The organism is Rhodococcus sp. MurmanLake-1 (assembly GCF_056945715.1).
The window spans coordinates 483,664-507,937 of sequence record NZ_JBWZNF010000003.1 but is presented as its reverse complement, the minus strand read 5'-3'; the positions used below and the strand labels follow the sequence as shown (position 1 = coordinate 507,937).

The 24,274-nt window shown below is 63.2% G+C and carries 23 protein-coding genes; 9 read left to right on the top strand and 14 right to left on the bottom strand.

What is annotated here, in order from left to right:
• Positions 1-32 precede the first annotated feature (32 nt).
• Positions 33-593, top strand: a complete 561-nt coding sequence (locus tag AC2ETI_RS12315; protein WP_019746834.1) for a PaaI family thioesterase — start codon at positions 33-35, stop codon at positions 591-593.
• A 23-nt stretch (positions 594-616) separates the two neighbouring features.
• On the opposite strand, the gene radA is transcribed toward AC2ETI_RS12315, so the two are convergent.
• Both radA and AC2ETI_RS12305 read right to left on the bottom strand, forming a co-directional pair.
• Positions 617-2,050, bottom strand: a complete 1,434-nt coding sequence (radA, locus tag AC2ETI_RS12310; RefSeq protein WP_003945739.1) for a DNA repair protein RadA — start codon at positions 2,048-2,050, stop codon at positions 617-619.
• 97 nt (positions 2,051-2,147) lie between these two features.
• Complete coding sequence (locus AC2ETI_RS12305) at positions 2,148-2,783, bottom strand: copper chaperone PCu(A)C domain-containing protein (protein WP_021342814.1); 636 nt, start codon at positions 2,781-2,783, stop codon at positions 2,148-2,150.
• 265 nt (positions 2,784-3,048) lie between these two features.
• On the opposite strand from AC2ETI_RS12305, the gene carD reads away from it, so the two are divergent.
• The 5 genes from carD to rlmB are packed head-to-tail and all read left to right on the top strand — an operon-like array spanning position 3,049 to position 7,121.
• A complete protein-coding gene (gene carD / locus AC2ETI_RS12300) occupies positions 3,049-3,537 on the top strand; it encodes an RNA polymerase-binding transcription factor CarD (RefSeq protein WP_003945666.1) in 489 nt (162 codons plus the stop codon).
• A 22-nt stretch (positions 3,538-3,559) separates the two neighbouring features.
• Complete coding sequence (ispD, locus tag AC2ETI_RS12295) at positions 3,560-4,258, top strand: 2-C-methyl-D-erythritol 4-phosphate cytidylyltransferase (protein WP_081341377.1); 699 nt, start codon at positions 3,560-3,562, stop codon at positions 4,256-4,258.
• Positions 4,259-4,735, top strand: a complete 477-nt coding sequence (ispF, locus tag AC2ETI_RS12290) for a 2-C-methyl-D-erythritol 2,4-cyclodiphosphate synthase (RefSeq protein WP_019746837.1) — start codon at positions 4,259-4,261, stop codon at positions 4,733-4,735. It abuts the gene before it with no gap.
• An 11-nt stretch (positions 4,736-4,746) separates the two neighbouring features.
• Positions 4,747-6,141, top strand: a complete 1,395-nt coding sequence (gene cysS / locus AC2ETI_RS12285) for a cysteine--tRNA ligase (RefSeq protein ID WP_003945830.1) — start codon at positions 4,747-4,749, stop codon at positions 6,139-6,141.
• Positions 6,142-6,143: 2 nt separating this feature from the next.
• Positions 6,144-7,121: a 23S rRNA (guanosine(2251)-2'-O)-methyltransferase RlmB gene (gene rlmB, locus AC2ETI_RS12280; protein WP_020906105.1), complete on the top strand. Its 978-nt coding sequence runs from the start codon at positions 6,144-6,146 to the stop codon at positions 7,119-7,121.
• A 34-nt stretch (positions 7,122-7,155) separates the two neighbouring features.
• Here rlmB and AC2ETI_RS12275 read toward each other — a convergent pair whose 3' ends face one another.
• Positions 7,156-8,937 carry an ABC transporter ATP-binding protein gene (locus AC2ETI_RS12275; RefSeq protein WP_483633972.1) on the bottom strand — a complete coding sequence of 594 codons (1,782 nt, stop codon included), beginning with the start codon at positions 8,935-8,937 and terminating at the stop codon, positions 7,156-7,158.
• On the bottom strand, positions 8,934-10,562 hold the full coding sequence (locus tag AC2ETI_RS12270; protein ID WP_483633971.1) for an ABC transporter transmembrane domain-containing protein: 1,629 nt from the start codon (positions 10,560-10,562) through the stop codon (positions 8,934-8,936). Before AC2ETI_RS12270 ends, AC2ETI_RS12275 begins: the two co-directional genes overlap by 4 nt.
• 199 nt (positions 10,563-10,761) lie before the next feature.
• Here AC2ETI_RS12270 and AC2ETI_RS12265 point away from each other — a divergent pair, with 199 nt between their 5' ends.
• Entirely contained in the window at positions 10,762-11,751 is a 990-nt protein-coding gene (locus tag AC2ETI_RS12265) for an iron-siderophore ABC transporter substrate-binding protein (RefSeq protein ID WP_029537512.1), read from the top strand.
• A 4-nt stretch (positions 11,752-11,755) separates the two neighbouring features.
• Here the strand turns inward: AC2ETI_RS12265 and AC2ETI_RS12260 are convergent, their stop codons facing one another.
• Together AC2ETI_RS12260 and AC2ETI_RS12255 are read right to left on the bottom strand one after the other, a co-directional pair.
• Positions 11,756-12,553, bottom strand: a complete 798-nt coding sequence (locus tag AC2ETI_RS12260) for a helix-turn-helix domain-containing protein (RefSeq protein ID WP_019746842.1) — start codon at positions 12,551-12,553, stop codon at positions 11,756-11,758.
• 172 nt (positions 12,554-12,725) lie between these two features.
• On the bottom strand, positions 12,726-13,448 hold the full coding sequence (locus tag AC2ETI_RS12255) for a hypothetical protein (protein WP_225989632.1): 723 nt from the start codon (positions 13,446-13,448) through the stop codon (positions 12,726-12,728).
• 309 nt (positions 13,449-13,757) lie between these two features.
• On the opposite strand from AC2ETI_RS12255, the gene AC2ETI_RS12250 reads away from it, so the two are divergent.
• Entirely contained in the window at positions 13,758-14,456 is a 699-nt protein-coding gene (locus AC2ETI_RS12250) for a hypothetical protein (protein WP_483633970.1), read from the top strand.
• Positions 14,457-14,544: 88 nt separating this feature from the next.
• On the opposite strand, the gene AC2ETI_RS12245 is transcribed toward AC2ETI_RS12250, so the two are convergent.
• The 7 genes from AC2ETI_RS12245 to AC2ETI_RS12215 form a co-directional block, all read right to left on the bottom strand.
• The gene (locus AC2ETI_RS12245; RefSeq protein WP_483633969.1) at positions 14,545-15,237 is read right to left on the bottom strand and encodes an LpqN/LpqT family lipoprotein; all 693 of its coding nucleotides are present in this window, start codon (positions 15,235-15,237) and stop codon (positions 14,545-14,547) included.
• A 77-nt stretch (positions 15,238-15,314) separates the two neighbouring features.
• A complete protein-coding gene (locus tag AC2ETI_RS12240) occupies positions 15,315-16,187 on the bottom strand; it encodes a 5-oxoprolinase subunit C family protein (protein ID WP_211918191.1) in 873 nt (290 codons plus the stop codon).
• Positions 16,188-16,244: 57 nt separating this feature from the next.
• Positions 16,245-16,859 (bottom strand): 5-oxoprolinase subunit PxpB, encoded by a 615-nt coding sequence (gene pxpB / locus AC2ETI_RS12235; protein ID WP_483633968.1) that lies wholly within the window; start codon positions 16,857-16,859, stop codon positions 16,245-16,247.
• Positions 16,856-17,617 (bottom strand): LamB/YcsF family protein, encoded by a 762-nt coding sequence (locus AC2ETI_RS12230; RefSeq protein ID WP_336505111.1) that lies wholly within the window; start codon positions 17,615-17,617, stop codon positions 16,856-16,858. The genes pxpB and AC2ETI_RS12230 overlap by 4 nt, the downstream gene beginning before the upstream one ends.
• Positions 17,618-17,651: 34 nt before the next feature.
• Complete coding sequence (locus AC2ETI_RS12225) at positions 17,652-18,533, bottom strand: metal ABC transporter permease (RefSeq protein ID WP_003945811.1); 882 nt, start codon at positions 18,531-18,533, stop codon at positions 17,652-17,654.
• Positions 18,530-19,390: a metal ABC transporter ATP-binding protein gene (locus AC2ETI_RS12220; protein WP_029254441.1), complete on the bottom strand. Its 861-nt coding sequence runs from the start codon at positions 19,388-19,390 to the stop codon at positions 18,530-18,532. Before AC2ETI_RS12220 ends, AC2ETI_RS12225 begins: the two co-directional genes overlap by 4 nt.
• Positions 19,391-19,492: 102 nt before the next feature.
• Positions 19,493-20,443: a metal ABC transporter solute-binding protein, Zn/Mn family gene (locus AC2ETI_RS12215; RefSeq protein WP_019746850.1), complete on the bottom strand. Its 951-nt coding sequence runs from the start codon at positions 20,441-20,443 to the stop codon at positions 19,493-19,495.
• Between the two features lie 139 nt (positions 20,444-20,582).
• Between AC2ETI_RS12215 and AC2ETI_RS12210 the strand changes: the two genes are divergently transcribed.
• Positions 20,583-21,671: a LacI family DNA-binding transcriptional regulator gene (locus tag AC2ETI_RS12210; protein WP_007733995.1), complete on the top strand. Its 1,089-nt coding sequence runs from the start codon at positions 20,583-20,585 to the stop codon at positions 21,669-21,671.
• A 3-nt stretch (positions 21,672-21,674) separates the two neighbouring features.
• Here the strand turns inward: AC2ETI_RS12210 and otsB are convergent, their stop codons facing one another.
• A complete protein-coding gene (gene otsB, locus AC2ETI_RS12205; RefSeq protein WP_483633967.1) occupies positions 21,675-24,215 on the bottom strand; it encodes a trehalose-phosphatase in 2,541 nt (846 codons plus the stop codon).
• Positions 24,216-24,274 lie beyond the last annotated feature (59 nt).

The following is a 24,274-nucleotide window of genomic DNA, read 5'->3' as shown; positions in this document are numbered from 1 at the left end:
GCCGGACTGATCCCCGTTTAGATTACCTATCCATGAGTAGTACCTGGACCCTGCCTGATGACCTGACTGTCCCGGAGCCGGTCGAATTCTTTCCGGCCGCCGGCGAGAAGTTGCCTCAGCACTGGTCGAAATGCTTCGGCTGCGGCGACGACCAGCCTGCGGGAATGGCGATGAGTTTCAGGGCTGGTGACGGGTTGGAAGTGACGGGCCGTCTGGAGGTCGCCAAGAAGTATCAGGGCGGTCCGGGGGTCATTCACGGCGGTATTTTGTCGACGGCTTTCGACGAGGCGCAAGGCATGGCATGCATGGCTCTCGGCTCGCCGGTGGTGACCGGGCACCTCGAGATCGACTTCGCCCGGCCCATCCCGTTGGGATCGGTGCTCGAATTTCGGGCTCGCATCGACGGCGTTGTGCGCCGCAAGGTCTACACCAGCGCGGAAGCGGTGATCGTCGAAGGTCCGACAGCGGATCCGGACACGGTGGTGGGAACGTCCCGCGGACTGTTCCTGACCATCACGTCGGAACACTTCGCCAAGACCAAGGAGTTCGTGGACGGCGAACCGACTTCCCCGTTCGGCACCTCGTCGGTCTGACGCGGTAGTCGGCCGCAGACCGGTCACTTCACCGGAGTGAGCTTGGGGCGAGACGGGGCTTGTTTGCCGCCCATCAATCCGGCATAGGCGAGTGCCTCGGCCAGGTTCGCTACTTCGTTGACGCGCATGCCGGGAATGTTCGGGCCGGAATCGACCGGCACGATGGCGCTGGTGAATCCCAATCTGGCAGCTTCGATCAGCCGTCGGTTCACGCCGGCAACTCGTCGAACCTCTCCGGCGAGTCCGACCTCGCCGAGGATGACGAGCCCCTTGGGGACAGGTTTGGCTTTCACAGCGGAAGCGACCGCTATCGCGAGAGCCAGATCGGCACCCGGCTCGGTCATCCGCATACCGCCGACGGTCGCCGCGTAGACGTCGGCCTTCGAGATCGACACCCCGACGCGGCGCTCCAACACGGCCAGAACCATGGCCACACGGGCGGTGTCGAGCCCGCTGACGGCTCGACGAGGTGTCGGTAGAGGCGTGGCGGCGACGAGGGCCTGAACTTCACCGAGTAGAGGTCGCTTACCGTCCATCATCACGGTGACAGCCGTGCCTTCCACGGCTTCTTCGCGGTGATGCAGGAACAGGCCGGACGGATCGCTGATCTCGTTGATGCCCTGCTCGCTCAGCTCGAAGCATCCCACCTCGTCGGCCGCACCGAATCTGTTCTTGACGCCGCGGACCATGCGCAGCGTGGAGTGCTTGTCGCCTTCGAAGTGCAGAACCACGTCTACGAGATGCTCGAGCGAGCGCGGTCCGGCGACGGCGCCGTCCTTGGTGACGTGGCCGATCAGAAGCACCGGGATTCCACTGGCCTTCGCCAGGGAGGTCAAGGCGCTGGTGACAGCCTTGACCTGAGTCACGCCGCCGACGACTCCGTCGACGTCGGCAGCAAGCATGGTCTGCACCGAGTCGACGATGACCAGGGTCGGCTTGACCTGCTCGATGTGGCCGAGGATGGTCGCGAGATCGGATTCGGCCGCCAGATACATCCGTTCGTGGACAGAGTTGGTGCGATCTGCCCGAAGTCGGACCTGACCGGCGGACTCCTCGCCGGTGACGTACAACGCTCGATCATCCGCGCTGCGCATCGCCCAGCGGTAGACGACCTCGAGAAGTAGCGTCGATTTTCCGACTCCGGGCTCGCCCGCGAGCAGCACCACCGAACCAGGTACGACGCCACCGCCGAGGACGCGGTCCAACTCGCCGATCCCGGTGGGCTTGGCCTGCGTCGAGGTGCTGTCGATCTGTGTCAGCGGCGTGGCCGGCGTCGTAGGGAGCACGGCGCTCGATCCCGCTTTGGCGAGTGATGCGCCGGCGCGACTGGCGACGGGTGCCACTACCGCGACCTCGGTCATCGAGCCCCACGAATCGCAGTCCGGACATCTACCGACCCACTTGGGCACTACCGACTGGCATTCGGAGCATCGGTAGTTCGATTTCACTTTGGCCACCGGGACAGACTAGAGGCGGGGTCCGACATGGACCCCGCCTCTAGTGTGATTCTTAAGTTGTTCTGCGAAGCGCAGTGTGCGCCTTGGTGATTCGGGCTCAGTGCCCGGCTTCTGCAACGTCGGGCGACTTGTCCGACTCGTTGCGCTCGAGCTGCGGGCCTGCGTCGACCGGTACGTCGACGGTGACCGAGCCGGCCTTCTCGAACTTGAAGGTGATCGGGACGGTCAAGCCGGGGCGAACGCCTGCCTTGATGTCCTGCAGAACGACGAGAGTGAGCGCAGCGGGTGCGTCGTCGTTCTCTTCGTTGTTCTTGATCTGGGTCTCTGCCTCGGTCGCGGCACCTTCGCCTGCGGGCAACTGGCCGGCCTGCAGCGACGTCTGCGGCTTGATCGTCAAGCCACCTACCTCTTCACCCGCGATGACGCGTGCTGCGTAATCGGTGGTGATGCTGACGAGCTTGTCCGTGGTCTCGGCGCTGTCGTTCACGACGGTGAACGCGAGCACGGCGTTGCCGCCCGGCTCGATGCTGTATTCCTCGGACGAGGGGTAGGCGATGTGCACGTTGCGCAGTGCGATCTCACCGAGGTTGGCGCTGTTGCCGTTCACGGCGGCCTGCTGGACGGCGGTCTGGCTCACCTGTCCGGAACCGCAAGCGGACAGCGCGATGGCTGCGCCTGCAGCCAGTGCAATGGCGGTAGCGACTCGACGAGTCGGCTTACGGATAGCAGTCACGATTTGTCCTCCACGGCGTCAGGTTCGCACTCCACTAGGCAGAGTAGTAGATAAGGTCCCGCGGGCTGGCCGTCGGGTCGCCACAACGGTTGTCTGCGTGGGCTTTCAGTCGGTTATGCAGGGGTGCTCCAGACCAGTTGAATGCACGTACAACAAGCCCTGTCAACCCCTACGCTCGAGCAAGGATGCCCCTGACCTGCACAGTTGATGAGTGGTCGGTTCTTTCACGTGTTAAACTAGTGGAATCGAAAGGGGCACGGGACACATGATTTTCAAGGTCGGAGACACCGTCGTATACCCCCATCACGGTGCGGCGCTGATCGAAGCTATCGAAACCCGCACCATCAAGGGTGAGCAGAAGGAGTACCTGGTTCTGAAGGTCGCTCAAGGCGATCTCACAGTACGGGTTCCTGCAGACAACGCAGAGTACGTCGGAGTTCGTGACGTGGTCGGCCAAGAAGGCCTCGACAAGGTTTTCCAGGTTCTGCGAGCACCGCACACCGAGGAGCCCACCAACTGGTCTCGTCGATACAAGGCAAATCTCGAGAAGCTTGCCTCAGGTGACGTGAACAAGGTTGCGGAAGTTGTTCGTGACCTGTGGCGTCGTGAGCAGGACCGCGGGCTTTCCGCTGGTGAGAAGCGCATGCTCGCCAAGGCTCGTCAGATTCTCGTCGGAGAGCTCGCGCTCGCCGAGGGCACTGACACCGAGAAGGCAGAGACCATTCTCGACGAGGTCCTCGCGGCCGCGTCCTGACTGCAACACAACAAAGCTGACAGTGGCAGTAGTAGCCCTGGTACCTGCCGCAGGTCGGGGAGTGCGATTGGGCGAGAAATTGCCCAAGGCATTTGTCGAACTCGGTGGGTGCACCATGCTTGCACGCGCGGTCGATGGACTCCGGAAATCCGGAGCGATCGACCGCGTTGTTGTCATTGTGCCGCCTGAACTGGTCGAATCCGTCGTAGCCGACCTCGGTCGTGCATCGGACGTCGACGTCGTCGGTGGTGGTGCCGAAAGAACGGATTCGGTTCGAGCCGGTCTCAGTGCTGCCGGCGACGCAGATTTTGTACTCGTGCACGACGCCGCGCGGGCATTGACGCCGCCGGCGTTGATCGCGCGCGTCGTCGACGCTCTCCGAGCCGGCAGCTCCGCTGTCATCCCGGTACTCCCGGTTACCGACACGATCAAGTCGGTCGACGTACTCGGCGTAGTCACCGGAACGCCTCTGCGTTCGGAGTTGCGTGCGGTTCAAACTCCTCAAGGCTTCTCCACCGACGTCCTGCGCAGTGCGTACGACGCCGGTGACGTCGCCGCGACCGACGACGCCGCTCTGGTGGAGCGTCTCGGTGTTTCGGTGCAGACGATTCCCGGCGACGCTCTCGCCTTCAAGATCACCACTCCGCTCGACCTCGTCCTTGCACGGGCGCTCCTGATCTCGGAGACAGAGTTGAGCGCGGACTCACAGGACGGAAAATAGATGCGCGTCGGTCTCGGCACGGATGTTCATCCCATCGAGGTCGGCCGACCTTGCTGGATGGCCGGGTTGCTGTTCGAGGAAGCAGACGGGTGCTCGGGGCATTCGGACGGCGACGTCGCCGTCCACGCGCTCTGTGACGCGTTGCTCTCCGCCGCAGGTCTTGGCGACCTCGGTTCGGTTTTCGGCACCGGCAGGCCCGAATGGGACGGCGTGAGCGGCGCTCGAATGCTTGCCGAGGTTCGTCGACTGCTCGAAGAGAACCAGTTCACCGTCGGCAACGCCGCGGTGCAGGTCATCGGCAACCGACCGAAGATCGGGCCGCGACGCGGCGAGGCACAGAAGGTGCTCTCGGACATTCTCGGCGCGCCTGTTTCGGTGTCCGCGACCACCACGGACGGCCTCGGCTTGACCGGCCGCGGCGAGGGGATCGCCGCCATGGCCACCGCGTTGGTCATGACAACCGAACACGACAGGTAAGATCGCTGGTCGTGACCCTGCGCCTATACGACACCGGTACGCGGGCCCTTCGGGATTTTGTTCCGTTGGCCCCCGGACATGCATCGGTGTACCTGTGTGGGGCGACAGTTCAGGGCGATCCTCACATCGGACACGTTCGTAGCGGCGTCGCTTTCGACGTGCTGCGACGCTGGCTGTTGGCGCACGGCAACGACGTTGCCTTCGTGCGCAACGTGACGGACATCGACGACAAGATTCTCAACAAGGCCGCCGGCGCCGGTCGACCTTGGTGGGAGTGGGCGGCGACGTTCGAGCGGTCGTTCACGTGGGCCTACGACCAACTGGGTGTGCTGCCGCCGTCCATCGAGCCGCGGGCCACCGGTCACGTGACGCAGATGGTCGAGATGATGGAACGCCTGATCGAGAACGGCCACGCGTACGCGGCGGGCGGCGACGTCTACTTCGACGTGCAGAGCTACCCCGAGTACGGCGCACTGTCCGGCCACAAACTCGACGACGTTCATCAGGGCGAGAGTGCGGCCGAGGGCAAGCGCGATCCTCGCGACTTCACCCTCTGGAAGGCCGTCAAGCCCGGTGAGCCCTCGTGGCCGACACCGTGGGGACCTGGCCGTCCGGGCTGGCACCTCGAGTGCTCGGCCATGGCGGAGTTCTACCTCGGGGCCGCATTCGACATCCATTGTGGTGGACGCGATCTCGTCTTCCCACACCACGAGAACGAAATTGCGCAGGCCAAGTGCGCCGGCGACGATTTCGCTCAGTACTGGTTGCACAACGGCTGGGTCACGATGAGTGGCGAGAAGATGTCCAAATCGTTGGGCAACGTTCTCTCTGTGCCGAACGTGCTCAAGAAGGTTCGTCCGCAAGAACTTCGGTACTACCTCGGTAGTGCGCACTACCGTTCCAATCTCGAGTACTCGGACGAGGCGTTGGACGAAAGCGCGAAGTCCTACCAGGGGCTCGAGTCGTTCGTCCTGCGCACACACAAGCGTGCGGGTGGCGTCGAACTCGGTACGTGGACCGAAGGTTTCGCGGCGGCTCTCGACAACGACTTGTCGGTGCCGATCGCGTTGGCCGAGATTCACGGCAAGGCGAGCGAGGGTAATTCCGCGCTCGCTGCCGGTGATCTCGACGCGGCTCGGGTGGCTGCCGGTCAGGTGCGGGCCATGCTCGCGATCCTGGGCGTCGACCCACTCGACGAGCATTGGACGCAGTCCGGTGGCGACACCGAGACGGCAATGGAAGCTTTGGACGTGTTGGTGCGGGCCGATCTCGATCGTCGGCAGCAGGCACGTACGGAAAAGAACTGGGCGGTGGCGGACGAGGTCCGCGATCGCCTCATCAAGGCGGGTATCGAAGTAACCGATACTCCCGACGGACCCGAATGGTCCCTTAAGGCAGGGCAGTAACAATGGCTGGAAACTCGAGCAGGCGCGGCGCAGTCCGTAAGGGCGGCACCAAGAAGGGCCAGGTTGCCGGTTCCGGTGGCCAGCACAAGCGTGGTCTCGCCGGCCGCGGTGCTACGCCTCCCGCCGAGGCACGCACCAAGCACCCAGCGGCAAAGCGTGCAGCGCGCGCCGCCCGGGCCGACGAGAAGCAGAACCAGGGCCGCGGTGGCCGTCCGGGTCCGGGCCGCAAGGTTCTCGACGGTCCCGAGACCGTGCTCGGTCGCAACCCGGTGGTGGAGTGCCTGCGCGCGGGTGTTCCGGCGACGGCGCTGTGGGTGGCTGTCGGTACCGAGAGCGACGACCGGTTGAAGGAATCCGTTCAGCGGGCTGCCGACGCCGGTATCTCCATCCTCGAGGTGCCGCGCTCGGATCTGGATCGCCTCAGCGCCAACGGTCTTCACCAGGGCATCGCTCTGCAGGTTCCGCCGTACCGCTACGCGCACCCGGACGATCTTCTGTCCGAGGCACGTAAGCACGCCGAGCCCCCTCTGCTCGTCGCGCTGGACAACATCACCGATCCCCGCAACCTGGGTGCCGTTGTGCGCTCGGTCGCAGCTTTCGGTGGACACGGCGTCGTGATTCCGGAGCGTCGTAGCGCGAGCGTGAGTGCTGTCGCTTGGCGTACCAGCGCCGGTGCTGCCGCTCGTCTGCCGATTGCTCGGGCAACCAACCTCACTCGCACGCTCAAGGACTGGGCGTCGAAGGGTGTTCAGGTCGTCGGTCTCGACGCCGAAGGTGACACCACTCTCGACGATTTCGACGGCAGCGGTCCTGTGGTGATCGTGGTCGGTTCCGAGGGCAAGGGCCTTTCGCGCCTCGTCCGCGAGAACTGCGACGCGATCCTGTCGATTCCGATGGCAGGTCCGGTCGAGTCGCTCAACGCCTCGGTTGCCGCCGGAGTCGTCCTGGCGGACATCGCCCGCAGGCGTCGTAGCAGCTGAGTTGTAACGGCTTTCAGGTGAGCCTGGCGGGGTTCTAGCTCCGTACCGACCAGGCTTCCCACAGTGCAGCGTAGGAACCGTCCGCGCCGATCAGTTCGTCATGTGTCCCGCTCTCGACCACGCGGCCACCGCTCATGACGAGTATGCGATCGGCGCGGACTGCTTGGCTCAGGCGGTGTGCGATCACCACGGCAGTCCTGCCGGTGACTGCGAGCTCGGCTGCCTGATCGAGTAGACCTGCTGCAGTGGTTCCGGCTTCGGCAGTCGCCTCGTCGAGAATGACGACGGGCGGATCGAGCAGAGCCAGTCGGACGAGGGCTATGTGCTGTGCCTGTGCCGCCGTCAACTGGTACCCGCCGGCCCCGACCCTGGTCTCGAGCCCGTCCGGAAGCTCATGGATCCATTGAGCTTTCATCGTTTCGACGGCTTCGGCGATCTTCGCATCGTCCGAATCTGGTGCGCACAACCGGAGATCGTCGGCGATCGTCCCGACGAACACGTGAACTTCCTGGCTGACCAGGACGACTTTGTGCCGAAGTTCGGCATCACTCAGGTCGTCAATCGGTTTGCCGTCGACGGTGATTCGCCCGTCCCCGACGGGAATGATGCCGGCAATCAGTTTGGCGAGTGTGGTCTTTCCGGCACCACTGCTGCCGACGACGGCGATTCGTTCCCCCGGTGCGATCGAGATCGAGATCGAATCGATCACCGGGGTGGAGTTGTCGTACGAGTAAGAAACCCGCTCCACGTCGACTCCGATGGGTGCGGACCGAGCCGAGGCAGGAATGCTCGCGGGACGCCCGGGCATCGCGGTGACACCGATCAGGCGAGCCAGGCTGGCACCCGCATCCTGCAATTCGTCGATGTTCGAGAGAAATACCGCGATGGGGCTGAACAGACTGTGGAAGTAGAGCGCAGCGGCGGTAGCGGCCCCGATGGACACCGACCCCGTGGTCACGAGCCAGTAGCCGACGCTCAGGACCGCGGCCAGTCCGAGCAGTTCGGCGCCGTTGAGTTGAGCGAAGAAGTTGGTGCGCAGTCGAACTGCCTGCATGTCGAAGCTGATGGCATGCTCGGAGGTCTCGGCGATTCGGCCGATGTGCTCGTCGGTTCGACGCAGGGCAGTGACAGTACCTGCACCACCCAGGGTTTCGATGAGCTGCTGTCCCCGCCTGGCCTGCGCAGCGCGAGAGCGTCGGTAGACGGGTCCGGAGCGTCGGAGGAAATGACGAAGAGCGAAATAGTGAATCGGCGCAACGGCAACGATCGCCACGGTGAATCGCCAATCGATCACTCCCACACCGACAAGCGTCAGTGAAATCATGAACAGGGCGGACACCGTTGCGGGTAGCACCCGCGCGATGACGGTGTTTACCGCTTCGACGTCACCCGAGACCCGGGAAATCAGATCACCGGTTCCGGCATCCTCGACCAGCGACGAGGGCTGCGCGAGCGTGGCGGCGAACACGTCCTCACGAAGATCGGCCAGCACGTTCTGCGCGACATTCGCGAGAAGCTGTGTGCTCCACCAAGTCAGCGCAACTCCTGCTGCCGCTGCGCCGAGCATGAATGCGGTGATACGCAGAAGTGAGACAAACGGTTTGCCCTCCGTGACTGCATCGACCATGAGCCCGAGCAGCGCCGGGGTGGACAGGCCGCAGGCCGTAGCGGAGAGAAGTACGACGGTCGTGAGTGCGAGCGCTCGCCCCCGTGGCCGAAGCAGTGCGATCAATGCGCGGACCGTCTGTGTGGTCGACGCGATCGGCAAGGCAGATGTAGCCGGAACAGCAGATGCATCCGGAAGGGTGTCGGTCACAGTGAGTCTCCGTCCCGAGCGGCGTGGTCGATCGTGACGACACGGTCACACGAATGGAGCAAGGTCGGACTCGAGGTGATCACCACAATGGCCTTGTCGGGAAAGTTTCTCAGTGAGTGTGCAATTCGATGTTCGGTGACAGAGTCCACGGAAGTGGTGGGTTCGTGGAGGACCAGGATCGGCTGGGGTTGATGCAAAGCGCGGGCGAGGAGAAGGCGTTGGCGCTGACCTCCGGAGAGTTTCTTTCCTTGCTCACCTACCTCGGAGAGGTGGCCGTCGGGCAGATGCGTCAACACGTCGTCGAGCGCAGATGACGTCATTGCCGACGAGTCGACGTTCGGTGCAGCCAGATTGTCGAAGACGGTGCCGGTGAACACGGTTCCTTCATGAGCGGACACCAACACCTGATCGCGAACTCCGTCCGGACCGAGTTCGGTTGCATCGGTGCCGAATACGAAGTAGCAGTCGGGGTCCAGCGGAGTCTGAAAGGCGAGTTGGCGTGCCAGTCGGTGAGCGGAATCGTCCGCGCGCACGCCCACCACCTCGCCGCGGCGAGCTGAGACGACAGTTCCGTTGTCCGTCGAAATCAGCAGGGCGTCTTCACTTCTGACAGCGCTGATCGGGGCGGTGGAGGGCGGCGATTCGATCAGGTGCGGCTCGGCCAGGAGTTCGGACAGCCTGCGTGCGGAGCCTCGCTTGGCAGCGAGTTCTGCACCGAAGAACCCCAGAGTTTCCATCGGACCGGCAATGACCCTGCTCAAGCCGACAACGGTGACGAAGTTGCCCACGGTGATCGTGCCTTGATGCGCCATCCACGCGGCTCCAAGTGCGACCGACGCCAGCACCAACGCGGAGACCCCGGAATTGAGCGCGGTCAGACTGGACATTGCTCTGACCGTCCGGATCGCTGCTTTCATCGACGCCCGGCTCGCCTTGACGTATCGCGACAGGGCAGTGGGCTCGGCCCCGAAACCCTTCAGTACTCGTAACCCAAGCGTGAAATCAGTTGCAAGCATGCCTGCCTCGGCTGCCTTCTTCTGCTCTGCATACACACGCTCGTCCAGTGGACCGCTGATCTTGTGAATGAATACGAGCTGCGCAGCAGTGATGAGTACGACGATCAGTGCGAGCGGCCACGAGACGAAGGCAAGCGAAATCACTGCCGCGGCGAGCCCCGCAAAAGCTGAGCCCTGTTCGGCGACAACCCAGGAGAAGCCCGAGACGTGTGAGGCGTCCGAGGTGGAGATGGTGAGAACTTCACCCGTCGAGCGCTGAGCTTGCATGCCTCTGGCATCGAGTACCCGTCTGGCAGCGTTCAATCGTAGGTCGTGTTCGCCGTAGACGAAGACCTGCGTGTTCAGGCGAACCGCGATGCGCCACGACAGAGCAAGTCCCACGAACAGAGCACACAACACAGCAAGCCATACGAGAAGTGCTGTGCTGTCGGACTTTCCGATTGCACGGTCGACGACGGTACCGATCAGCACCGGAATGAGGGCTTGAGCTACCTGATACGACGCCTGGCCGGTGACGGCTGCAACCAGTCGCGGGCCGCGTCCGGAGGAGAACGATCCGACTCTGATCATCTCCATCGGACCGGAACGAGTTTCGGGCAGCGCTGACACTCGTGAAACTCCTCGCCCAGATCTGAACACTCGTTGTGCAGTTCTACGGTAGAGCCGGAGCGAGTGCGGAAAGTGCTCGCAGATGCCAAGGGCTACGCGGCAGCGGACAGATGGAGTATCGACACCCCATTACCGGGATCAGGTCTCGATATACCTGCCTGGTCGAAACAAGTACGTTTGCGAAGAGAGCTGACAGAAGATGAAAAGCACTACCCGAATAGTGGCTGCGTTGGCCGCGATTGCCCTGCTCGCAGGCTGCCAGAGCAGCACCGAGTCAACAGCGTCGGAGGACACGACGCAGTTGGCCGAGACCGGTGCGCTGCCGGTCACCGTAGATCACGCGTACGGCTCGACCACCATCGAGACCGAACCTCAGCGGATCGTGACCATCGGCTGGAACAGCCAGGATTCGGTCCTGGCACTGGGCAAGACGCCCGTCGCCATGGAGTCGTTCAGCGGGGCAGGCTTGGAGAACGGAATCCTGCCGTGGGACGAAGAATTGTTGGGCGACGTCGAACCCACGTTGCTCGACAGCACTTCCGGTGTGCCTTTCGAGCAGATCCTGGCGTTGGAGCCGGACGTGATCATCGCGGTGGTCTCGGGAATCACCGAAGACGACTATGCACGTCTTTCTCAGATCGCACCCACGATTCCGTTCAAGGAGACCGCATGGGCGACTACGTGGCAAGAGCAGATGTCGACCATCGGTTCAGTACTCGGACAACCGAAGCGGGCGGCTGAGCTGATCGAGGAAACTGACGATTCCATAGCCGACCTGGCTGCGGGGTCCCCGAATCTGAACGGGAAAACCTTGACCTTCCTCTCGGGAAACATCGACGGCCTCACCAATTACTGCGCCGACGACGGCAGAGTCATCCTGATGTCCCAGCTCGGACTGAAGCAGTCGGCCGGAAGCGCAGAGCTGTGCGGGGACACCCAGGGGTCGGTGACTGCATCGCGCGAACAGTACAACGAACTGGACGCGGACGTGATCGTGCTCAACGACGCGAGTGGTCAGGGGCTCCCCGGATTGATGGGGGACAAGTTGTTTGCCGACCTGCCTGCAGTCAAGGACGGCAGGCTGATTCAGCAGCTCGGTCTGGCACGAGTCATGGCACTGGCTTCGCCCACGTCGCTGAGCGTCAAATATGCCTTCGCCGAACTGGTCTCGAAGATGAACGGCTTCTGACCAGTTAGGCTGACAATTCGCACGCGTCCGAGTAATAGTTCTTCGGTGTTCGTCCGGTGACCTTGCGGAACACGCTGGTGAAGGCGCTGGGGGTTTCGTATCCGACGCGACGGCTAACCGTCGAAACAGGAACGCCCGCAGCGAGATAGGACATCGCGGCGCGGACGCGGACTTGAATCCTCCACTCGGTGAAGGACATCCCCGTTCCCTGAGAGAACACGCGGCTCAGGGTACGGGGGCTTCCACCGACCACATAGGCCCAATCGGCAAGCCCGCGTTGATCGGCGGGGTCGGCGATCAAGCGGCGTGCAACGGCGAGGGCCCGGGGATCGGCGGGCATCGGCACTGCGACATCAGCCGCCTCGATGGGCGCGAGCGTGTCGAAGACTACGGATTCCGCCCGCAAGCGAGCCTCGGTAGGCATGTTTCGCTGGTGCAGATGGATGAGCATCGTCTTGACCACGTCGTCGATGCCGATGATCGCGGGTTTTGTCCACGGGTGGGGGAACGACTCGGGCCGGAAATAGGTGAAGCGAGCCTCGGTGGATGCGCCGAGCGTGATGCGCCGTGGAGTTCCAGCCGGAATCCACATGCCGACCGTCGGTGGGATCTGCCAACGAACGTCGTCGATGTACGCGCTCATCTCGCCGGAAGCGCCCCACAGGAGTTCGTGCTCGGGATGGCGGATCTCACGCCACGCGCGCTTCTGATCGCGCCCGATGGTGGACGTCGTCATGGCGAAGGGGAGCGGAACGTACCGGCCTGCCGGCACAGCCCAGTACGGAAATCCTGTGGAACTCATCGGTGGATCATACCGCGAATGACTTAGGTAATGCTTTCCTATTTGGTTCTTTGACGCAGGGCACGAGGGAGTGCGGTCGCGACAAAAGACCGAGGGTGGCACCGAGTCCGAAAACTCGATGCCACCCTCGATCACATTCCCCGACGGAGTGTTTACAGGTGGAGCAGGTGAATCAGCTGCCGTTGGCCAGGACACCGCTGATGATGTCGGAGATGAAGCCGGCCGGGTTGTCGAGGATGGAGGAGCCGGCCGAACCGGTTCCGCCCTCGCCGTCAGAAGAGCCGAAGCCCAGATCTGCCGAGCCCGATGCGGCAGCCTCACCGGGGTTCTTGGCGCGGATCTTGGCGTAGACATCGCCGATGTTCTGATCACTGCCCCACAGCGAGATGCCGATGGAACTGGGGAGCTCGACGTAAGTTCCCGGTTGTGCGTTGTCCGGAACCAAGTAGCTCACTTCGAAAGTGACTGTCTTGCTGCCGGTGATCGAGACATTCCAACCCGCATCGGGAATTGTGACGGTGCGCGCCGCATTGTCGACGGTGGGGGAGACCTTCTCGGTTTTCTGAGTCAGTCCGAGAAAGTGCCATGAATCGATCGAGGCGCTGTCCTTGATGTAGGTGTATCCGGCCGGGAAACGGTCGACGAACTTGTTGACGAAGAAGTCCGGATGGCCGTTGGCCGAAACCGTGGTGCGGACGGTCAATTTTCCGCCGGGCGCCACTTCTCCGTCGCCTACGACGCTCTTGGTGATCGTGACTTGGTTCGAAGTCACGGTGTTGGTCTTCGGGTGCGCGGCATCTGCGTGCGCAGCTCCGGTGCCGATGAGAAGTCCGCTGGTTGCAAGCGCAGCGATTGCTACTCCGGTGAGTGTTTTGCGCATTGAGAAACGTGACATGAAATTCTCCGTTCGAGGGGTTCACGCTGACGGCGATGGGGATGACTCTTCAAAGGTTGCGCCGTGGTAACCATTGAAACCTATCGGACGCTTGCCTATGTGTCAGTTCGGCAGACTCTACGGAAAAGTCCGAATTGAGAGGACTTTTTCGACCTCGATTTCCTGTTGTTAACTGATTGGCGACCAAGTCGGCGAAAAGCTGGGCGAATGTCCAGGTCGACTGTATCGTACTTCGAGAGTCGGGTTGCAACAAGTTTCAGTAATCAACGAATTCGGTTGTCCTGGAACCTCACAGAGTGGAGATTGTTCATGGCAAAGTTTGGATCCAGGAATCGAAGACTGTCCACCGTTGGAGCTGGTTTGGGGGTGATCGCTCTCGCTGTGGGTGCAAGCGCGCTGGGTGCGGGAGTCGCGACTGCCGAGACGGCAACTTCTGGTGCCTACACATTTACTCGCACCGTGGACAATGCGTCCCCGAAGATCGGTGACACGATCACCTACACGACAGTGTCGAAGAAGAGCGGAATCGACGGATATATCAGCAGGTTCACCGAGACGCATGCCGCATGCTTGACCTTTGTCCCGGGCTCGGCGAAAGTCACGAAGTTTCACGTTGGCGGGACGATGACCGAAACCACTGAAACGCCGGAACTGACAGCCACGACGCTCGAGGTGACCAGTGCCGGCTGGATCAACAACGGCAGCAAACCGGTGACCATGAAGACCAGCTACACGGTCACTGCTTCGTGTGCGCCGGGAACCGTGTACGGAAGTGGATTGGCGGTAGGTGCCACGGTGATGGGCAACGGATTCCAGTCGAGTGCGAATTTCGCCAACTTGGGCCCGTCCATCACTGTCCGCGCCGCGGATGTGGTCGATCCCGTTGACCCGGTTGATCCCGTTGATCCGGTTGATCCCACTGGCCCCGGAACCGGTGGTGGAACCGGATCGCTCGGCTCGTTGAGTGGTGGCCTCGGTTCCCTCAGCGGCCTGTTCGGCTCCAGCTAGGCGAGAGTTGTGAAACGGCGGGCCGAGACTGTCGTAGTCTCGGCCCGCCGCGGTTGTTCGGTGATCAAGCGCTCAAATCATGAGGTGCTCAGCCGAATTCGATCGAGGTGTTGATTTCCTCCACCTGGTTGGAGGTCTGCATGTTCGTCGTGTCGGTGAACTGATTCGCAAAGCTGACCAGGTAGACCGGCGAGTTGTCGTCGGCTTGGTAAGCGACGACTGTCATGACGGCGTAGAGCGGAACGTCCAGGTTTGGGGCGCTCCAGGTTCCGGAGAGGCGGAACCCCTGCTGTCCGTCGACGTCGATCTCGGTGTACTTCACCTCGGTCCATCCGTCGAGGGTGGCGATCGTTTCACGCGCAGCGGCAAGAACCTCGTCTTTTGTTGCGGTGCCTTGGTTTTCGACCGTCACGGTGGTGTTCGGCATGAAACCGCTGGGTTCCTGGCTGTTGCTGGACAACGCATCCGTAACGCCGGCAGGGATGTTCTCGCCGTGAGTCCAGCTCGGCGGGAGGCTGACGCTGATGCTCGGCGCTTCGGGGTCGTCGCCGGTTTCGATCGTCGTCCGCTCACCGATGAACGGTGTTCCGTCCCTCAAGGTTGGCGTCGCGGCAGCGGCAGACGACGAGGATGCAGAACTTTCGGAAGCAGTGGTCTCACTGGTGCTGGTATCACTGGAGACAGCGTCGCCGCTTTCCGAACTGCTGCATCCGGACAGGACGAGTGCAGCAGTGATCATTGACGCTATTCCGAGAGCAAGTGTGCTGCTCTTAGGGCTCATAGTGTGAAAGTCCTTCAGGTTCTGGCGACGGCCGAGCGCCGCCGGCAGCATTGCTGGCGCGGCTGAGACTATCAGCGCTAGGACGGCCTGGTAGTGGCCTTCAAGGTAATGGTGCTGCCGGGCCGCAGCTGTGCCAGCGATGCAATCCCTGCGTCGGAAACGACGGCGATGACCGGGTATCCGCCGGTCACGGGATGGTCTGCCAGAAACACGACGGGCTGGCCGCCTGGCGGCACTTGGATGGATCCCATCACGACGCCTTCGCTCGACAATTCCTCGGTGCGTGAGCGATGTAAAGGCCCTTGGCCCTGTAACCGGACCCCGACTCGGTTGGTGTGTTCGGTGACTTTCCACGTGGTGTGAAGGAGCGCGTGAACGGATGCGGCGGTGAACCAGGAATTTCGGGGGCCGAGCGTGATCTCGATCGGAACCGCGCCGAGTGCAGGTGCGGGCGGTGGAATCAACTCTTCGGTGGGCCACGTCCCTTCCTCTGCCCCGAGGAGGAGTAGATCGCCGGCGGCGAGCGGCGGCGGCCCGAGCCCGGAGAGTGTGTCGGTGGATCTGCTGCCGAGTACCTGTGGGACGTCGACGCCACCGCGTGCAGAGATATACGTTCTCAACCCGGTTGTGCTGTAACCCAATTCGATAATGCTGCCACCGCCCAGGTGGATGCTCGCGTAGTCAGGTGCCGGCCGTCCGTCGACGGCCAGCGGCACCCGCGCGCCTGTCACTGCCACCGTCATCGAACCGACGGCCCGCATCGCAAAACCCCCAGTGGTGACTTCGATGGTTGCTGCTCGAAAAGTGTTGCCTACGAGTCTGTTCGCGCTGTCGTGCGAGATCATGTCGACGGCGCCGGATCTGCCGACCCCGAGAGCGCCGTAGCCTCTCCGCCCGCGGTCCTGAACTGTGGCGAGCGGGCCGGTACGCACTACCTCGAGCCAGGCCATGAATCCATTGTCCCGCAACAACGCGGTGAAGACACCAAAATCATGCTTGCACCGAAATCATGCACGGACAAAGGTGACTGTGGTGCCGGGTAGAAGCAGCGCCGGCGGGCGGCGCTCGGCATCCCACACCGACAGTTCCGTCGTTCCGATCAACTGCCAGCCGCCCGGGGAACTACGCGGGTAGACGCCCGAGAACGGTCCGGCCAACCCGACTGCACCGGCCGGGACCTGCCTGCGCGGGTCCGATCGACGAGGAACTTCGAGCTTTCTCTCGTTGCTGGTCAGATACGCGAAGCCGGGGGCGAAACCGATGAACGCGACGGTCCACGACGCAGACGTGTGAGCCTCGATGACACCGTCGACCCCGAGTCCGGTCAGCTTGCCCACTTCGACGAGATCGTCGCCGTCGTAGCGGACCGGAATCTCGACAGCAGGCCCGCTCTCATCTGCTGTGAGTTCGATCGGTACGGCCCCACGTACCCATTTCTCCACGAGTTTGTGCACGGTGATCGTGTTGTCGTACTCGATCAGGATGGTTCGCGCCGCGGGAGTCAGATCGATCACTCCGGGGATCCGACTGGCGTCGAGAGCCCTGAAGTTGCCCAGCACGCTCGGCAGTTCGTCGTATTCGACGAGGACTGCGGATTCACCGGCTGGCAGGATCGTGATCATGTGAACGGTGTGATCTCGACGTCGGAGGATTCGAGGAGAGCGCGGATCGCTGCGGCCATGTCGACGGCTGCCGGACTGTCACCGTGTACGCACACCGACTCCGCGGTGATTTTGAGGGTGCTCCCGTCGACCGCATCCAACTCGCCGTCGACGACCATTCGCCGAACCCGTTCTGCAACCAGTGCCGGGTCGTGCAGAACTGCGCCCGACTCGGTGCGGGGGACCAAGGTGCCTTCTGCCGTGTACGCGCGATCGGCAAAAGCCTCGGCGACCACGTCGAGACCGGCTTCGCGCGCCTCTTCCAGAAACACCGAACCAGGTAGTCCGAGAACAGGTAGCGAACTGTCGTAGGCAACGACGGCGGCGACCACGGCCCGCGCCTGCCGTCGGTGATGGACTATTGCGTTGTAAAGCGCGCCGTGGGGTTTGACGTACGTGACCCGCGATCCGGCGACACGAGCCAAACCGTCGAGTGCCCCTATTTGATAAATGACGTCGGCGGTGAGGTCTTTCGGGGACATGTCGATGAAGCGTCGGCCGAAACCGGCGAGGTCTCGGTAACCCACCTGCGCGCCGATCCGCACGCCGCGGGTGGCTGCGGATTCGCAAGTCGCCAACAGCGTTGTCGGGTCACCGGCATGGAATCCGCAGGCGATGTTCGCACTGGTGACAAGTTCGAGCATCGCGTCGTCGTCGCCCAGGGTCCAGGCTCCGAAGCCCTCGCCGAGGTCGCTGTTCAGATCAACGCTGTAGCCCATCCCTCGATTCTAGGTAGGTATGGGCTCTCGGTGTTCAGGCGTGCGCCGGAATCCGTCCCGCATTCTTGCGGCGTGCGGATCCGAAGAGTCGGCATATCAGGTAGATCACGAACGAGACCGAGGTGACGAAACTCGAGACGGGAACGCCGGGGGCCAGCGAGAGAAGGATGCCGCCGACGGCTGCGAGTTCGGCGAAGACGACGGAGAGAATTGTCGCCTTGAGTGGGCTTGCCGTGACGTACGCGGCGGCCGCTGCGGGAGTGATCAGCAGCGACATCACCAGCAGCGCGCCGACGATCTGCACGCCGAGTGCTGCGGTGATGCCGACCAACACGGCGAACACGATCGACAGTGCCCGAACCGGAACACCGCGAGCTGCAGCAACTTCGGGGTCGGTGCTTGCGAACAGCAAAGGGCGGTAGATGAATCCGAGTGTGCCGATCACGATGACCGCGCACAGCAGCAGAAGTTCGAGACCGCTGTTTCCCGGCGCCACGATCTGTCCGACCAACAGTGAGAAGCTGGTTCCCGTGCGACCGTCGTACGCCCAGAGGAACAACACCGACAAGCCGAGACCGAAAGCCATGATCACGCCGATCACCGAATCTCGGTCCCGCGCTTTGGCTCCGAGCAGCCCGAACAGCACTGCCGCGACCACGGATCCGACGATGGCACCGAAGCCGACGCCCACACCGACGAGAAGTGCGGCGGATGCACCCGTCAGTGACAGCTCACTCGTTCCGTGCACCGAGAACGACATCTGACGACTCACGATCAGCGGCCCGATGATGCCTGCCAACAATCCGAGGATGGCACCGGCAATCAACGCCTGTTGGACGAAGTCGTACTGCAGTAGGTCGACGGTGGCGGACACGTCGAACATCCGCGACATCGCGTCGGTGAACTTGTTACTCACTGGTGGTGATCCTCATCAGAATGGTGAACGCCTTCTCCCGGGCGTAGTCCGCCTGCGCTGCCGAGCGCGTCGATGGCGTCTCCGGTGCCGATCACGACGAGGCGGCCACGAACCTGCAACACTTCGACGTCGGTGTTGTACAGATCCGAGAGAACCTCGGACGTCATCACTTCGGCCGGCGTCCCGATCCGGAATTTGCCGTCCACCAGATAGAGCACTCGATCGACCAACGGCAGGATCGGATTGATCTCGTGCGTCACGAACAGCACTGCGGTGTCATGGCTGCGCCGACGCTTGTCGATCAGCGTCGAGACCAGGTGCTGGTTGGCGAGGTCGAGGCTGAGCAGCGGCTCGTCGCACAGCAGGATCCGCGGGTCGCCGACCAAAGCCTGCGCGATCCGCAGTCGCTGCTGCTCACCGCCGGACATGGAACCGATGGGAGCGTCGGCAAACGACTGGGCGCTGACCTGTGCGATGGCGTCGTCGACGATCTTGCGGCGACGACCCCGACGCAGTAGGCCCGTACCCCACTGGTGACCGTCGACGCCGAGGCCGACCAGGTCGCGGCCGCGGAGCGGGAGGCCGTCGTCGATGGATTTCTGCTGCGGGATGTACCCGACGTGTGAGTTCCCGGCCCGTGCCGGCGTGCCGACGATCTGTGCGCTACCGCCGCTGAGTTGTAGTTGGCCCAGCAGAATCTTCAGGAGCGAGGTCTTGCCCGACCCGTTCGGTCCGAGTACGGCGATGAACTCACCTGGCTGTACCTCGAGATCGAGCCCGTCCCACAATGTGCGGGCGCCGAAAGACAATCGAGCGTCCTTCAGCGTCACAGCGGGCACGGAGGCCTTCGAAGGCACGGTGTTACCAGGAGGCACGGTGTTACCAGGGGGCACAGGAGTATTCGCGGAAGTTTCTGTCACAAGCCGATCGGTTCTTCTCGGAAATCGTGGGGCAAATAATTACTGGGCAGAGAGGGCGTTTGCGAGCGACTCCGCGGTCTGCGTCTGCCACTGAATGTAGTCCAGGCCCTCGGGGAGAGTCTCCGTAACCTCGACGACGGGCACTCCGGCGGTTTCGGCTGTGGTGCGCATGTCCTGGGTCACTTTGTCCTGCGTCTGGATGTTGTAGACCAGTGCGCGGGCCTGCTTCTCCGAGAGGAGCTGGCGCGTTGCGGCGATTGCGGCCGGTGAAGGATCGTTGCCGTCTTCGATGGCACTGGTGAACTCTTCGGGAGTTGCGTCCTTCAGTTCAGCTGCGACCAGGAGGTAGTGCGCGATCGGCTCGGTCTGCGCCACCGGTGCGCCCGCGTGGGCAGCGGCGATGGAATCGGTGATCGCTGTGACGCCGGCGAGCTTCTGGCTGTATGCCTTCGCGTTGTCCTCGTAGGTCGCCGCGTTGTCCGGATCGAGAGCGCTCAGCTGATCGGCAACCGAATGTGCGACGGCGTCGACGGTCGGAATGTCGAACCAGACATGTTCGTTGACTGCGCCGTGGGTGTGACCGTCATGCGATTCGCCCGCGGTTTCGCCGGCGTGGATGCCACCGTCGAGCAGGTTGTAGGCGTTGACCGTCTTCTGCTCACCCTTGCCCGCGTCGAGGACGTCGGTGATGAACTGGTCGTAGCCGCCGCCGTTGTAGACGACAAGCGATGCGTCGGTGATCTTGGCGGCATCGGCGGGAGTCGCCTCGAACGAGTGCGGGTCCGCGGATGGCTCGTTGATGATCGACGTCACGGTCAGCTTGTCGCCGGCGACGGCCTGCGCGACGTCGCCCCACACGTTCGTCGATGCGACGACGGTGATGCCTTCGTCTTTCGACGAGCTGGAGCTGCACGCGGTGAGCGCGAATGCTGCGGCGACCGAGACGGCCGCGAGGGCGGTGGCGGTGCGGAATTTCGACGACGAACGCACGTGCTTTTCTCCTGAACAAAGGCTGGGCTAAATGCTATTGGAAACCGTTACCGTTACACATTAGCGCATAGTCGCTGGTAGTTCACCTTCGGTTCAGCCCCAACGCGCCGTCTGCGGGCACTACGGCTAACGTCCGTTTATGCCCCGGTCCCGTCAGCCACGCCGTCAAGCCACTTTGGCGTCGCTTGCCGCCGAGCTCAATGTGTCGAGAACTACAGTCTCGAACGCGTACAACCGACCCGATCAGCTCTCCGTCGAGCTGCGGGATCGAGTGCTCCAAGCGGCCAAGCGACGCGGATATCCCGGACCCGATCCGGTCGCCCGCTCCTTGCGAACTCGCAAAGCCGGTGCCGTCGGGCTCCTGCTCACCGAAGCACTCAGTTATTCGTTCCGCGACCCGGCCGCCATGAGCTTCCTTGCCGGTCTCTCGGAATCGTGTGAGGACGCCGGCCAGGGCTTGCTGCTCATCCCGGCCGGGCCCGGCCGCGACGAGGTGGATGCTGCAGCCGTGGTCCAGCAGGCGGGCGTCGACGGCTTTGTCGTCTACTCCGTGGCCGACGACGATCCGTATCTCGCTGCCGTGCTCGAGCGTCACATTCCGATCGTCGTGTGTGACCAGCCGCGCGAGATTCCCGGTGCATCCCTCGTGGGCATCGACGACCGCGCTGCCATGCGCAAGGTCGCCGATTACCTCATCGGGCTGGGCCACCGCGACATCGGCGTGCTCTGCATGAGGCTGGGGCGCGACCGGATGGACGGCGTGGTCAGCCAGGAACGACTCAAGTCCCCGCACTTCCACGTCCAGCGTGAGCGGATCGAAGGAGTGCGCGACGCGATGGTGGCGTCCGACATGGACCCACTCTCACTCACGGTGATCGAGCGGTACGTCCACACATCGCAGTCCGGGCACTCGGCGGCGGCGGAAGCTCTCGCGACCAACCCCGAGATCACCGCACTGGTCTGCACCACCGACGTGCTGGCTCTCGGCGCCTTGGACTGGGCGCGCTGGCAGGGCATCGATGTACCTGGCCAACTGTCGATCACCGGATTCGACGGCGTCGACGAGGCGCTGCGCGAATCACTGACAACGGTGCGCCAGCCCCAGGAAGAGAAGGGCCGGCGCGCCGGTGCGCTCCTGATGTCGCCGTCTGGATCCGGCGTTCCGATAGTCGAGATGCTCGACACCGAACTGCTGGCCGGGCGAACATCAGGTCGGATCAAGGGGTAGCGCTCACGCCAGGAGTTGGGCGCAGCGCAACAATCCCAGATGGCTGTACGCCTGGGGATGGTTGCCCAGCGAGCGTTCCGCGATGGGGTCGTACTCCTCCGCGAGTAGTCCGGTAGGACCCGCTGCCGCGACCAACTGATCGAACAGTGCCTCTGCTTGCAGGCGTTGTCCGATCAGCAGGTAGGCCTCGACGAGCCAGGCGGCGCAGAGGTGGAACCCGCCTTCGATGCCGGGCAGACCGTCGTCGTGATGGTATCGGTATACCGTTGAGCCGCTGCGTAGTTCAGCCTCGGTGGCTACGACGGTCGCTGCAAAGCGCGGATCCGTCGGATCGATCAGTCCCGACAGTCCGATGTGCAGAGTAGCGGCGTCGAGATCGGTACCGTCGTAGGCCGCGGTGTACGACTGGACGTCGTCCTTCCAGCCTTTGTGTCGTACTTCGTCGGCGATCTGGTCACGCAGTTCCGCCCACTCGGGCAGAGCCTCGCGAGAAAAGCGAGTAGCAAGATCGACGGCGCGGTCGACGGTGACCCAACCCATCACCTTGGAATAGACGTGGTGGCGCGGGTTGTCGCGAATTTCCCAGATGCCGTGGTCCGGTTCGAACCAGCGCCGCTGCACTGCTTCGACCATGGCGCACACCAGTTCCCAGTCGCGATCACTCAAAGGATCGGGAGCACCGGCCTTTTCGCGTGCATTCGCCAGTTCGACGATCAGCTCGACGATCGGGCCGAACACGTCCAGTTGAACCTGCTGATTCGCGGCGTTTCCGACGCGGACCGGCCTGGAGCCGGCGTATCCGGGAAGTGAATCGATGACGGCCTCTGGCGGTAGCGAAGTCCCGTAGAGCGTGTAGAGGGGGTGCAGGCGCTCGGGTCCCGGCAGCGTTTCGAGCACGCGGTGGACCCAGTCGAGGTAGTTCTCGGCTTCGTCGGTGGATCCGACGCTCACGAGAGCTGTTGCGGTGAGGGCGGCGTCGCGCAACCAGCAGTAGCGGTAGTCCCAGTTGCGGACTCCGCCGATCTCTTCCGGCAGGGATGTTGTGGCGGCGGCCATGATGGAACCGGAATCGGCATGAACCAGCCCGCGCAAGGTCAACGCAGAGCGTTTCATCAAGTCCGGCTTCAGCTTCGGCAGTTCGAGCGTCTTGGCCCAATCGGACCAGTATGCCTCCGAGGTCGCTCGACGCTCGAGTTCCGGAACTTCGGAAGGGCCGAGTTCTTCTGTTCCACAGCGCAATTCGAGTACGACGTCACCCTTGGACGGCTCGACGATGGCGTGGGCAGTCTGCTGGTTTCCGTCGGTTGCGATGTTCCAAAGCACACCAGGGGAGCGGAGCACGTACGGCTCGTTGGTGCCGAGGACCCGAATGCCCTCGTCGACGACCTCGAGCGTCACCTGACCCTGGCCGAACTCGGGACGGGGTGCAAACGAGACGATCGCGTCGGCCTGACCGGAAATAATGCGGGTCAGGTCGGTTCGTCCCTGCGGGACGTCGTGCGGGAGGTAGTCGGTGACGGACAGGCTCGCCCAGCGGGTCTGAACGGTCATCGTGCTGTCGATGTACTTCTGGCTCAGTGGCAACGCTGTGCGGCGAGGCCCGACCGAGAAGTGGCCGGCCCCGGTTCCGCCGAGAAGGTGCGCGAAGACCGCCGCGGAATCCGGTTCCGGGTGACACAACCAGGTCAGCGTCGCATCCGGGGTCACCAAAGCGACGGTGCGCGGACTGGCGAGCATCGAGAGTCGCTCGATGGGCGGAGCGTCGGCACCGGAAAGCCACGTACGACGCTCGTCGAGCAGGAACGCCAGAGCAGCAGCGACATCCTCGGTGCTGTCGACGCGATAGTCGGCGACGGTGTCCCCGCTGCCGACCTTGATTCCGATGTCCGGCCCCTGCAGCCTGCTGAACGCCTTTTCGTCGGTCACGTCGTCCCCGATGAAGACGGCAGCGGTAGCGCCGTCCTGATGGCGGATCAAGTCGAGTGCGTGGCCCTTGTCGGTGGCGATGACCGCCAACTCGACCACCGACTTACCCTCGGTGACCCGAACGCCCGGCCAGAGTGCCGATTCGGTGCGAACGGCGATGAGCGCCTTCTCGGCGTCGTCGGCACTGGTGTTGCGTACGTGCAAGGCGACGCTGGCGGGCTTCTTCTCCACAGTTGCGCCGGGGGTATCGGCGGCGATTCGGCCTAACTCGGTGACGATCTCGTCGAGCAGTTTCCTGGCGTCGGCGTCGATCGCGTGAACGAATCCGATGTCGAACTCGGAGCCGTGGCTGCCGACCAATTGCACTTCGGCGGGAAGCCGGGACAGCGCCGCCAGATCCTTGAGGGCGCGGCCCGAGATCACGGCAGCAGTCGTCGACGCCAGGCTGGCGAGGGAGCGGAGCGCACGCACCGTTTCCGCGCGGGGATACGCCTTGTCCGGGTTGGCGACTATGGGTGCCATCGTCCCGTCGTAGTCGGAGGCTACGAGCAGACGCGGCGTGCGTGCCACGCCCGACAGCGCTCGGCGGAGTTCGATGGACAGATCTTGTGCGCTCACCTCTTCAAATCTAGGTGATGCAGCGACTCCTGGCTCGATACGTTTCTGCCAGATCAGTG

Coding starts and splice junctions, on each gene's coding strand:
- AC2ETI_RS12255 (WP_225989632.1), bottom strand. CDS start 13,448: ATGTCACGTTTCTCAATGCGCAAAACACTCACCGGAGTAGCAATCGCT.
- AC2ETI_RS12265 (WP_029537512.1), top strand. CDS start 10,762: ATGAAAAGCACTACCCGAATAGTGGCTGCGTTGGCCGCGATTGCCCTG.
- AC2ETI_RS12315 (WP_019746834.1), top strand. CDS start 33: ATGAGTAGTACCTGGACCCTGCCTGATGACCTGACTGTCCCGGAGCCG.
- carD (WP_003945666.1), top strand. CDS start 3,049: ATGATTTTCAAGGTCGGAGACACCGTCGTATACCCCCATCACGGTGCG.
- AC2ETI_RS12260 (WP_019746842.1), bottom strand. CDS start 12,553: ATGAGTTCCACAGGATTTCCGTACTGGGCTGTGCCGGCAGGCCGGTAC.
- ispF (WP_019746837.1), top strand. CDS start 4,259: ATGCGCGTCGGTCTCGGCACGGATGTTCATCCCATCGAGGTCGGCCGA.
- AC2ETI_RS12210 (WP_007733995.1), top strand. CDS start 20,583: ATGCCCCGGTCCCGTCAGCCACGCCGTCAAGCCACTTTGGCGTCGCTT.
- pxpB (WP_483633968.1), bottom strand. CDS start 16,859: ATGATCACGATCCTGCCAGCCGGTGAATCCGCAGTCCTCGTCGAATAC.
- AC2ETI_RS12245 (WP_483633969.1), bottom strand. CDS start 15,237: ATGAGCCCTAAGAGCAGCACACTTGCTCTCGGAATAGCGTCAATGATC.
- AC2ETI_RS12240 (WP_211918191.1), bottom strand. CDS start 16,187: ATGGCCTGGCTCGAGGTAGTGCGTACCGGCCCGCTCGCCACAGTTCAG.
- rlmB (WP_020906105.1), top strand. CDS start 6,144: ATGGCTGGAAACTCGAGCAGGCGCGGCGCAGTCCGTAAGGGCGGCACC.
- AC2ETI_RS12230 (WP_336505111.1), bottom strand. CDS start 17,617: ATGGGCTACAGCGTTGATCTGAACAGCGACCTCGGCGAGGGCTTCGGA.
- AC2ETI_RS12250 (WP_483633970.1), top strand. CDS start 13,758: ATGGCAAAGTTTGGATCCAGGAATCGAAGACTGTCCACCGTTGGAGCT.